The organism is Rhodoferax sp. (genome assembly GCF_023701345.1).
Taxonomy (GTDB): Bacteria; Pseudomonadota; Gammaproteobacteria; order Burkholderiales; family Burkholderiaceae_C; genus Rhodoferax.
The window spans coordinates 1-11,348 of record NZ_JAMPXE010000112.1; the positions used below are offsets into that span (position 1 = coordinate 1).

Consider the following 11,348-nt stretch of genomic DNA (forward strand, 5'->3'; position numbering starts at 1 on the left):
CAGCTTGACCGCACTTTCATGCTGGGCAAGGTCTTGGCGGAAAACAACCCAGATCTTTGGGCTGCCATCAGCGCGGTCATGGGGGACAGGCTGGTCACGGCGAACGAGCTGGCCTTGATTGCCGTGATCCGTACAGCCCTTGATGGGCATGACGTGGATTTGGCGCAGTCGCCTGGCTTTATGCAAACCCTCATGCCGGCACTCAAGGCGATTTTTGAGCGTCAGAAAGCGCTGGCCGCTGCTGCCCTCGAACGCCATGACGAATGAGTCCCCTGACGCTGTCCTGGGTCGCCCTTGAACTTTGATTTTTTTGGAGCTGGTGATGGATACAAACGTTGATGCGGTCTTTCTCACCCCCGCCAGCGATGGCATTGAATTTCTGCCAGACGGCCCTGGAATTTATTGCGCGCTGAACCGTGCCACACGCATGATCAACATCGGCCAGGCCGAGAATTTGAGGCGAAGATGCGTCATGCACCGCAGCCAGTTACGGGCAGGCACTGCACCCAACATGCGCATGCGCCGCGATGCTGAACGGTACGGCGCTGACACCTACTTTTACTACGTGCTGCAGGAAATCGTTCCCAACCCGAAGAAACCGCTCAAGCGCATGCTCAATCAAAATGAGGTCTGGTGGGTAGTCCACCTGCAAGCGCATGACGAGCGCTATGGGTACGTCTCCGAGGCGGGCGGGTGTCGTACCCGTGGTTCCCGGTTCCGGGATCGTGAAAGCAAGTTAATGCGCCACAACAGCCAAAAATATGCCCTACTGCCGGGGGTGGATCTGTACGACCCGATCAACCACGAGTTGTTGGCTTCATGGGTGCCGGGTAGCTGAAAGAGGGGCTCACCACGTGGCAGATGGGCTTTGGATACCGCCGACGATGTTGCACGGGCCAAACGCAGAGACCAAGGTGCCTGATTGGACCTTATGCCCCAAATACGGCGTTGTAATGGCTTCTGGCCCTCGCTGCCAGATTTTTCCAGGCTGGCAGGAACGCCCTTATAGGGTCACACCCAAGGTGAGCTGGGCTTGCAGGCGCAGATTGACTTTGCGGACCCGAGCTACCAAAGTGCAGCGTGAGCAGCCATTCAACGTTATCTACATGAACAGCCGGTACGGATAGACATTACCGGGCAAGTCAGGCACGTTCGCGATAGTCCGAGCCAACCTCTGCGAGTACCGGATGCTAACTGGCACGGGGTCATACAGCGCATCGTTGTTCCAGTCCATCTTGGTTAGGGCTAGCGCCTCATGAGCGATGATTTCGAGTGAGCCGCTCCCGGCGTGCCGGATGAGTTGCAGCGGCTTCGGGATGCTCTTTTTCCCCTGGTAGTAATCGCCCTTGTTGGATACCTCAGGGGCATTGCCCGCCACCCAGACGAGTGCCGAGTTTCCGGAACGTACGACCATCGTCCCTCGCGGAACCGGATAGCCCGACGGTTTTGTCGGGGGCGTCTGCCGTCCAGACTCAATCAGCCAGACACCCCTCCAGCACGACGCAGCACTGACCTCCACACATTCAATTTCAGGGACGCCCGACAACGCGTCGAACGCGCCCTCGATTTCCTCTTGCTTGAATGCAGTGGTCTTGTGGATAACCAGTCGCTTGGGTAGGTTGCCACCGTTTCGCCTCTGGTAGAGTTCCAGGCTTCGAGCCAGCACTGCGCGCATGTCGTCCCTGGTCAGAAACGGGTTCTTTCGAGCCTCTGCGACGTCCGCCACGGGGTCGCGCGCCTCGAAGGCCACGAACTGCATGCCGCCACCGTCCATATCGAACACCTGCGAGCAGCAGGTCACATAGTGGGCATCGCGCTGGTCGCCGCGCAGCGCATAGGCAAGGCCGATGTAGGCAGTGTCATCTGGCACTCCCTTAAGCGGCGCCAGCTTCCAAGGCGTACCTGCCGCCTTCACGTACAGCGCAATTGCAAGGCGCCAAGCGAGCGATGCCTTGTAGTTGAAGGTAAAAACCCGGTCGTTGAGCACCTGGGTGGGGATGTTGTACTTAGCGCCCAGTGCCTTGAGCACGTCGTGCGCATCGAAGAACTTGGTGCGTGTTGCCGGAGCCCAGGAGTCCGGAAAATGCATCAGCACGACGTCGAACTCGTTCCGCATCGAATCGAGCCGACGCAGGGCAGCGTCCATCGCCTGAAACAACCTCGCCTGAGGATCACCATCACCAGGGAGTTGATTCAAGAAGTCCGGCCACCTGATGTGCGCACCACCACGTGCGGACTCCAGCTTCACGCGAAAAAGCGCTTCAAAGCCTGGGTATGGGGGTACGTATTCAGAGCGGTCGCTGGGCTGGTACGCGCCGCGTAAGGAAGCCATCAGTTCGCCGCGGCGTCTGAACGCACTATCTGGACCGACGGTAGCGATTCGTACCTGCGAGGTGTATCCACCGAAGGAGCCCTTGGAGTACGGCCCGTAATTCATGAGGCCCCTCAGCGGGTGCACGTCAACCTGCTTTTCGTCCGAGGGTGAGAAGGAGAGCAGCGGCTCGTCCAACAAGGTGAACGGCGGGAGTCTTGACGCTTGAGCGGGACTTGTCATCACTTGGTCCTATCGAAGTAGGTGTGATGGTGGCCAGGTCGACTCCACCCGGTAAACCGCGAGACAGTGAACACCGCGTCGATGCCACTTCCTTTATCCAGACCGAAGGCGTGCATCGTGCCGTCCTTGGTCGAATTCAGCAGCGTGGCCCACGCGGAGATGATTGCCGCCCACTGCTTGTTGTACTTCGGAGCCCAGCGCTCTCTGCGCCAGTCGCCAGCGGGATCTCCGCCTCGGCGCTCAAACGGCAAACCCAGTGCGTCGTGATCGGCACCCGGGGATTCGAGTTGTTTCGCATGCCCAGGTTGCTCGGGTCTGGGGATGTCCACGAAGGTATATGGCTCGAAACTGCACCACCAGCGTTCCTCGATCTGCTCCAGCTTCAAAAAGACGCCTTCATGGAAGGGGAAGTCGAGCTTGGGCACGTTCCCGGTCAGGGCATTTTCATACGCGGTTCGCAACTGAGCGAGGTCCTGGGCTCGCTTGCGGGTTCTCACCTCGTCGTCATCTTCTCGGGGGCCTGCGACGACCAGCGAATGACCAGATCCCTTGAACCGAGGTATGAGGGGGCGATACCTCGACATGGCTTTAACCAGCGCGTCGTAAAGGAGCCCCAGCGCCCAGCTGTCCCTGGTTGCATCCAGCTCCACAATCCCTGCGGTCTTAGCTCCAAGTGAAGCAAGCGCCGCGACCACCTCATCGTCCTTTCCGAACACCGCCAGCTCTCGGCCGTTCGCAGCCACTACTGCTCTGCAGCGCTGTTCTTTCAGCAGGGCTCTGATAGCTGGAGAGGTCGTGGCCTGTGTCAGGGTTATTCGCCTTGCTACGCGTGGAAGGGATTCGATCAGGAGCGCAGAGTACCTGAGAACCGGAAACTGCCTTGCCTCAATGTCCGGCAAATTGACGGGCACCAGGCGTGGCGCGGCTTGTCCTTGCATCACATGCTCCATCAGCACCTGCGGCAGGTCGACGTGCTTGATGACATCTGCGGCCAGCTCGTCGAATGTCTTGCTCTCGACCACAGCAACATCAACCCCAGCTAGATGGGCGTTTTCCAGGAACTGTACGACTGTCGGCAGCAACTGAGAGGCAGAAGAAGTCACCCAGTACAGGCCGTTGGGGAATGGGGCCGTCTCCCTCAATACAGCGGTCAGCGCCACCATGACCGAGGCATCTCGACCGCTGTAGCCGACAAACACCATGCCAAAGCGCTTGCTGGCCTCGACCAGCACGTGCCTCATGCGTTCGTCCTGCTTCTCCAGTTCAGAGTCGGTGTTTTTGATGGCAATTGATTGGTAGTCGCCATGGAGCTTGGCCACCAGGGGCCAGTCCGACTCGTTCAAGCACCGCATCGCGCGTTCACCTGAATCGATGGCCGCAACCGTTGGTCGGGCTTGGTCGGGCACAGGCAGCAGTGCGTTGGCGGATTGCGCGGATTCCTCTACCAGCGGGTCAAAGTTGGTTGTGAAGATGCAGTTCACCTTCCGGGCTGCAATCAGGCTGCCGAGCACCCGGTGCCCGAAGCATGGTGTGCCCTTGGAGATGGCATCGTCGATGTACTGTCTGCGGTGCCGAGGCTGGGGGTAGACCGCCTCGAACGCCGCGGCATATTCGGTGGGGTCGCCGTCGGATGGTAGGAGTGACGTTTGCCGGAAGAAGTTGTCGATCCGGTCAATCCAGACCTTGTCACCGGTGTCGATTTCCCGTTTCGAGAGGTTGTTCTCGCGACAGAAGATTTGGGCCTTGAAGTCTCGAATCATGGCGTAGCCAGTGGGAATTCCTGAGGCGGCAGACGCACCTGCGCCGAGAAACCAAGCCACTAGGTTTGGTCGCAAGGCTATCGCAGTTGAGAATTCTGCGGCCGAAATCTTCGGAATTGACAGCGTCATAAAACTCCCGTTTTTATTAAGACTGCTCTATTTTTGTGCTGAGCGGCTCCTCGCCAATATCAGGACTAAATGTAGCATCAGCAGAAGGTTGGCTGTCTCAATGCACCACCGTGCCAGAAGAGGCCGTACTGCGAAAATTGATGATTAGATTAGTGGAGTGACGTGGACCGTTAATGGAGGACGCGCCCTATGCGACAGGTCTCGTACCTCTGCACGCCGGATAACCGCTGCATCCCCAGAACGCATTACCCGAACTACCGCCCCGCTTGGCGACACGCTGCACCATGGCCTTGGCACAGATCGGGCATGACGGCGTCGAAACGGCTTTGGGCGATACCGTTTCAACGGGTGGCGGCCGGGTAGCGCGAGCAGCTGATGTTTGATTAATGAGCTTGAACAAGGCAGCCCCATCCATGAGCGTGATGTTGCGCCCGCTGGCAAAGGCTTTGGCATCGTCGGTGAAGCGCCCGGACGTGACGACAAAACCGCCAGCAGCACCGCTGGCGGCCATGACACCGTAGAGTTCACGCACCACGGTGACACCCACGGTGAAGGCTTTCCACTGCTTGCACTGCACCAGAAACTTGTCGCCGCCTTTGCGCAGCACCAGGTCAATACCGCCGTCGGCACCGCCACCGCCGTTTTCAATCACCTGATAACCTTGCTGGCGGAAGCCTTCACCAACCATGAGTTCAAACTCCTGCCAGCTCATGTTGTTCAGCGCATTGGCAGACGAACTGCCCACCACGCTGAAAACAAGACCTTTGCGCTTCGATCGACCGTAGGCCGACAGCGCAGCACCCATGAGGCACAGCAATGGCAGGAGATACTGCCCCACCGACGCAAGTGATTTCCAAACGGTCTGGGTCACGACTGTGCCAACCTGCCCAGGGGCGATCGATGCGGCGACTTCTTGTGTTGCCGCGCCGTGCAGCCACAGGTAAGACACCAGCGCCAATACACACCCTGCCCACCAAGGCAGCAAGGCGACCAATTCCATCAGGTCCTCTGCGGGACTGCTCTTCCTTCTACGCGCCATTTTGTTTCCTCCCTCATTGAATGATTATTGTTGTCGCGGCGCCTGGCTGAAAGTCTATGTCTCCATCACTTTCACGTCGCCAGCCCGCACCCGCAGCGTCTCATACAGCCCGGCATTGTTCAGCAGCACATCCAGAATGCCGCGCAGCACGATCGGTGAATTCAGCGCTTTGGTACTCATGACCGTGTGCGCGTCATAAGACTCGATGATGGCGTTTTGCAGCTCGGTGTGCAGGTCGGGCGAATTGGCAAACTGCTCTTTGGTGTTGTTGGCGGCTTGCTGCTGCAGGGTGGCAGAGTCAGCGACCTTGCCCAGGATGGTGCCGTTCACATAGCGCAGCTGGTCGTGCTCGCTGGTGTCGTTGCCAAACAGGTCGTTGAGCTTGCTGATCAGCTCGGCCATGTACACCTTTTGCTGTTCCTGCACACTGCCGCTGCCTGCCTCTGTGATGGGGGCCAGCTTGGGCGTTTCGCCAGTACCCAGCGGCAAGGCGCGCTGACCCTGGTCTTTGAGGTGATGGTGTGTCAGCACCACCTTGGACAGGTCAATGCCCTCGCGCTCGCGGCCAAACTCCAACAGGGGCAACAGGCGCTTGTAGAAGATGGCGCGCTTTTCGATGCCGGTGTTGCCGTAATCGAAGATTTGCGACAGGAAGATGTAGAGCCGCAAGTAGGTGCCCATGTCACCCTTGAACAGGATCAAGGCATCCAGCGCATCCTGAGCGGTTCTGGCAGCGATTTCATCCTTTAATTCCCGAGATACCTTTAACGCTGCCTGCGCAGCCTTGTAGCGCTTCATGAGGCGGTCCTGCACCGGCTCCAAGGCTGACACCAGTTCGCTCTGTTTGGCGTCTGCCTTCATCTCCACGGCTACCACCCGGTCGACCTCAAAGTCGTCGTAGTGGCCGGCAGCATCGAGCTTGGCTCGCAGGTCGAAGACCAGGTGCGGGTCGGTGGTGGCCGAGAGTTCGGCGGTGGTGTGGTAGGTCTTGAAGGCTTCCAGCACATCCGCTGGGTCGTTGACAAAGTCCAGCACATAGGTGGTGTCTTTGCCAGGGTGGGCGCGGTTCAGTCGGCTCAGGGTCTGCACTGCCTGGATGCCCGCCAAGCGCTTGTCAACGTACATGCCGCACAGCAGCGGCTGGTCAAAGCCGGTCTGAAACTTGTTGGCGACCAGCAAAATCTGGTATTCGTCACCCTTGAAGGCTTTGCGGATGTCGCGACCCTTGAGGTTGGGGTTCAGTCTCTGGCTGGTCTCAGAAAAACCGTCCGGGCCAGATTCATGGTCGGTCACCTCGCCCGAGAACGCCACCAGCGTGCCGATGTGGTAACCATGGTCCTTGATGTACTTGTTGATAGCCAATTGCCAGCGCACGGCCTCTAGGCGGCTGCCGACCACCACCATGGCCTTGGCTTTGCCAGCCAGCAGCGGCGCCACGAATTCGCGGAAGTGCTCGACAACAACTTGCACCTTCTGGGCAATGTTGTAGGGGTGCAGTCGCACCCAGCCCATGATGCCCTTCATGGCGGTGCTGCGCTCAACCTCTTTCTGATCCAGTTCTTTGCCGTTGTGCGCCAATTTGAAGGCCAATTTGTACGGCGTGTAATTTTGAAGCACGTCCAGAATGAACTTTTCTTCAATGGCCTGCCGCATCGAATACACATGAAACGGCGTCGGCACGTTGTCGGGTGCCGGTTTGCGCGTGGGGTCCGGGCGGGTGCCAAACAGCTCCAGGGTCTTGTTCTTGGGCGTGGCGGTAAACGCCACAAAGGTGATGCCCGCGTCATCGGCGCGGTTAGACATCTGGGCGGCCAGAATGTCTTCGGTGCTGATTTCGCCGCCATCGTTCAGCTCGGCCAGCTCTTCGGGTGACAACACTGCCTTGAGCTTGGCAGCCGCTTCACCCGTCTGGGAACTGTGCGCTTCGTCGGCAATCACGGCAAAACGCTTGCCCTGGGTGGCAGCCAGCTTGCGCACCGCCTCCAGTGCGAACGGAAAGGTCTGGATGGTGCAGACCACGATCTTCTTGTCGCCGGACAGGGCTTCGGCCAGCTTGCCGCTTTTGCTGCCGTCTTTGTTGGTGATGGTGGCCACCACGCCGGTGGTGCGCTGAAAGTCAAACAGGGCTTCCTGCAACTGGATGTCGATCACATTGCGGTCGGACACCACCAGCACGGTGTCAAACACTTTCTTGGCCTGCGCATCGTGCAGCTCTGCCAGAAAGTGCGCCGTCCACGCGATGGAATTGGTTTTGCCCGAACCCGCGCTGTGCTGGATCAGGTACTTGCCGCCGGGGCCGTCAGCCAGCACGGCGGCTTGCAGCTTGCGTGTCACGTCCAACTGGTGGTAGCGCGGGAAGATGATTTTCTCAATCTGTTTCTTCTCGTCACGCTGGGCAATCAGGTAGCGGCCCAGAATCTCCAGCCAACTGTCGCGTGCCCAGACCTGCTCCCACAGGTAGGCCGTGCGGTGACCACCCGCGGGGTTCACCGGATTACCGGCAGCGCCTTCGTCACCCAGGTTGAAGGGCAGGAAATCGGTGGCCGCGCCAGCCAGCCGGGTCACCATCGCCACCTCGCTGTTGCTCACGGCAAAGTGGATCAGGGCACCACTGGGGAAAGACAGCAGTGGTTCAGCCGCCTGGCCCTTGGGCTTGGGGTGGCGGTCAAAGCGGTACTGGTCAATGGCGTCGCCAATGCTCTGGGTGAAGTCGGTCTTGAGCTCCACGGTGGCCACCGGCAGGCCGTTCAAAAACAACACCAGGTCGATACTGTTCTCGTTGTGTAGCGAGTAGCGCACCTGGCGCACCACACGCAGGCGGTTGGCGGCGTAACGGGCCAGGATGTCGGCGTTGATGACGAGGGCCGGTTTGAACTGCGCCAGCATCAACGGGGCTCTGAGACCCAGCAGTTCGATGCCGTGGCGCAATACATCAAGCGTGCCGCGCTGGTCCAGTTGGTCACGCAGGCGGGTGAGTAGCGTTTCATCTGCTTTGCTGCCGTGGTTCTTGGTCAGCGTATCCCAGGCTTTGGGCTGGGTCGCCTGCACCCAGGCCAGCACGTCAGCGGGGAACAGAGCACGGGCGCGGTCGTAGCCAGCGGCATCAGCCTCAGAGTACAGCCAGCCCGTGGATGCGAGGTGCTGGCAGATTTCCAGTTCGAAGCTGATTTCTTTGTGCAGGCTCATGGCCCTCCCGGTGGTTGTCAGATGCCGCTGAGCACCGCATCCATCGCCGCGATGATCTCATGGGATCGATCCCGGATGGAGGTGACTTCTGCCTTGAGCAAGCGCTTGTCCAGCGGTGCCGCTTCAAACGGCACCAGCATCAATGACTTGTCGTTCACGGTGATGACCGGACACAGTTGGCGCGGCAGGTCTTTGGCCGCCAGTGTGGTGAACGCTAGCGGCACCACCATGCGTGTGGCAAGTGCGCTGAGCAAGTTGCTCTGTACGTCCACCACATAAGGGTAAACGTCGCGCATGCGCGGGCTGGGGTTTTCAAAAACATCAAACTGCATACCTGCTTACCAAACGCGCATATCGTCGCACCACAGGCCATGCGCTTCAAAGCGCTGGTTCTGCTCAGTAATCCAGGCCCGGTGCGATTGCTCGAATTGGGTTTTGCGTTGCGCCAGCGTATCGGTTTGGGTGGCGGCCTGAAGCGCGGAGAACTGCTTTGCCGAGACGATGACGGTTTCAATGCGCCCGTCTTTTTCAACAAACACAGGCCCGTCTTTGGCCTGGGCGCAGATAGCGCCAAAACGGTTCTTGGCCTCGGTGGCGGTGACTTGCATGGCGGGTCTCCTGTGTGACTTGATGGCTATTTTAGCTAAAGTGGGCAACATCAGGCAAACGCCAGCATCAAGTGCCCCACCGGCTCGGCTGCTGGCCGCGCACTGTAACCCGCAGCGCACATTGGGTATCCAACTCCGCGAATGTCCCCCGCCTTGGGGCAAGCCCCAAGTCTCCTCCTTGATTTCGCTACGTCGGACACCCAACGTACGCCGCTAGTCGGAGCGGTGGATTTCATCGCAGACATTAAAAACATGGTTTTACACCACACCCCGCACTTCGATCTGGCCGGTGACGGCGGCGGAGATCAGCGCGGTGCGGCGCTCTTGCAGCAGGTCGATGGCGCGCTGGGCTTCGGCGGTGAGGGTGTCGAATTTGGCGGATTCAGCGTTGAGAAATTTGACAATTTCAGCTTGCTCTTCAATCGAGGGGGTGACGATCAGCATTGACCGCGCGTCATCTTTGTACAAAGCGCCAATCGTTGTCGACTTGTCTGCTAATACGAGTTCCGCTCGCCCTGGATCGACTGAAAACCAGTACCAGGCAAAGCTTGGGGTCAAAATCGCGTTGAGGCGAATGAGGTAAAGGTTCGGGGCCAGGGTGGCTCGACATTCCACGTCCGGCATCACATAAACTTTTCCGATCTCGCCTCGCTTTGCCACCAAAAGTTCACCACCAAACAATGTCGTTTTCCGCAGCCATTCATACGACGCTTCATCACAAAAACGATTTCCTTCTACTATTCCAAACCTCTTTTGCTCAAGATCGGTTGCCCTCACATACCATGCATGAGGCTCTCCATCGTCGATCTTCACATTCGCCTTGGTATCAGCAAAACTTCCATTTGCTTCATAGTCAGTAAGGAACTGAATTGACCGCCGCAAAGGCAGAACAGTCCAATGCGCCGGCACATCCCCCAGCCACTCGATGCCGGACGGCTTCATGGGCGCATCGGGGTTCAGGCCCCGGGTGACGGCGTGGGAGATGACGGCCTGGCGCTTTTCTTTCAGCAACGCCATCAACCGCCGCTGCTCTGCCACCAGCGCATCAATCTTGGCGGTTTCGCGGTCGAGGAAGGCGGCAATTTGGGTTTGTTCGGGGAGGGGCGGGACAGGCACCGGGATCGCTACAAGCTCACTTGCATTGATCGCTGGATAGCTCACACCTGTTGAACGTGCAATAACCTGATCAACAAAAAAGCCAGCGGAAACCAAATGCCCTAAAAAGTCTGGTGCCAACTCGCCACGCGGGCGGATCACGGCGAAACCTGTTGAGACGACGAGGTTTTCCTCTGGGTCACGAATTCGCGCTATGGCTTTGAGATAGGTGCGAACAGTTGAAACGATCACGTCACCATGCTTGACTCGCCGCCTTGCTCGGGACGGCGCTGCGGAAAACAGCATGTCTTCTTTCATCTTGATGCCATTGATGCCATCCACGCTGGAAATATCCACGTAGGCAATTTCAGCGTCCGGGGTAGTCGATTCATCCAGCACGTCATCGTTGTGCGTGGAAACAGTTTTGAGCGGTACTGCTTTCCAATGCCCCGGCACTTCCCCCAGCCACTCCACGCCGCTGTCCTTGTACTCCGGGTAACGAGGAAAACTCATGCCGTCAGCCCGTTGATCATGGTCAGTATGCGGTCGGTGACGCCTTTCAACTCCGCATCAATCTCGGCCAGCGGGCGCGGTGGCTTGAAGACGTAGAAGTGGCGGTTGAACGGGATCTCGTAACCTACCTTGGTTTTGTCGGTGTCGATCCAGGCATCCGGCGCATGGGGCAGCACCTCGCGCTTGAAGTAGGCGGCGATGTCTTCGCTGAGTGGCACGTTTTCGGTATCGCGCAGACTGGCATCAGGCACCGGCTTGCCTTTGCCCTTGCCTTTGAGGCCCAGCACCACCTTGCCAGCGGCATCGCGCTCGGGGCGCTCGACGGTGATGGTGTGGTAACCAAAGGCGTCGTTGTCAAAAATGCGGCTGATGGGCACACCGTCACGGCTCACTTCCTTGAAGTCACCAAACAGGCGGGTGATCTCGTCAATGTGGTCGGCACTAAGTTCCTTGCGCTTGGAGCC

The 11,348-nt window shown here is 58.7% G+C and carries 9 protein-coding genes and 1 pseudogene; 2 read left to right on the forward strand and 8 right to left on the reverse strand.

Going from position 1 to position 11,348, the window contains the following annotated elements; translation table 11 throughout:
• On the forward strand, positions 1–267 hold a 267-nt coding region (locus tag NDI87_RS13630; RefSeq protein ID WP_296275905.1), incomplete at its 5' end, for a hypothetical protein.
• 55 nt (positions 268–322) lie between these two features.
• Entirely contained in the window at positions 323–838 is a 516-nt protein-coding gene (locus NDI87_RS13635) for a hypothetical protein (RefSeq protein WP_296275906.1), read from the forward strand.
• A gap of 264 nt (positions 839–1,102) precedes the next feature.
• Here NDI87_RS13635 and NDI87_RS13640 read toward each other — a convergent pair whose 3' ends face one another.
• The 8 genes and pseudogenes from NDI87_RS13640 to NDI87_RS13675 all read right to left on the reverse strand — a co-directional run.
• Positions 1,103–2,554 carry a nuclease PIN gene (locus tag NDI87_RS13640; protein WP_296275907.1) on the reverse strand — a complete coding sequence of 484 codons (1,452 nt, stop codon included), beginning with the start codon at positions 2,552–2,554 and terminating at the stop codon, positions 1,103–1,105.
• A complete protein-coding gene (locus tag NDI87_RS13645; protein WP_296275908.1) occupies positions 2,554–4,443 on the reverse strand; it encodes an SIR2 family protein in 1,890 nt (629 codons plus the stop codon). The genes NDI87_RS13640 and NDI87_RS13645 overlap by 1 nt, the downstream gene beginning before the upstream one ends.
• A gap of 187 nt (positions 4,444–4,630) precedes the next feature.
• The gene (locus tag NDI87_RS13650) at positions 4,631–5,482 is read right to left on the reverse strand and encodes a restriction endonuclease (protein ID WP_296275909.1); all 852 of its coding nucleotides are present in this window, start codon (positions 5,480–5,482) and stop codon (positions 4,631–4,633) included.
• Between the two features lie 54 nt (positions 5,483–5,536).
• The gene (locus tag NDI87_RS13655; protein ID WP_296275910.1) at positions 5,537–8,668 is read right to left on the reverse strand and encodes a type I restriction endonuclease; all 3,132 of its coding nucleotides are present in this window, start codon (positions 8,666–8,668) and stop codon (positions 5,537–5,539) included.
• A gap of 17 nt (positions 8,669–8,685) precedes the next feature.
• Positions 8,686–9,000: a CcdB family protein gene (locus NDI87_RS13660; protein ID WP_296275911.1), complete on the reverse strand. Its 315-nt coding sequence runs from the start codon at positions 8,998–9,000 to the stop codon at positions 8,686–8,688.
• Between the two features lie 6 nt (positions 9,001–9,006).
• Complete coding sequence (locus NDI87_RS13665) at positions 9,007–9,276, reverse strand: type II toxin-antitoxin system Phd/YefM family antitoxin (protein WP_296275912.1); 270 nt, start codon at positions 9,274–9,276, stop codon at positions 9,007–9,009.
• A gap of 258 nt (positions 9,277–9,534) precedes the next feature.
• Positions 9,535–10,884 carry a restriction endonuclease subunit S gene (locus NDI87_RS13670; RefSeq protein WP_296275913.1) on the reverse strand — a complete coding sequence of 450 codons (1,350 nt, stop codon included), beginning with the start codon at positions 10,882–10,884 and terminating at the stop codon, positions 9,535–9,537.
• Positions 10,881–11,348: pseudogene (locus NDI87_RS13675) on the reverse strand (SAM-dependent DNA methyltransferase); the annotation flags it as partial. The gene NDI87_RS13670 and the pseudogene NDI87_RS13675, both read right to left, overlap by 4 nt.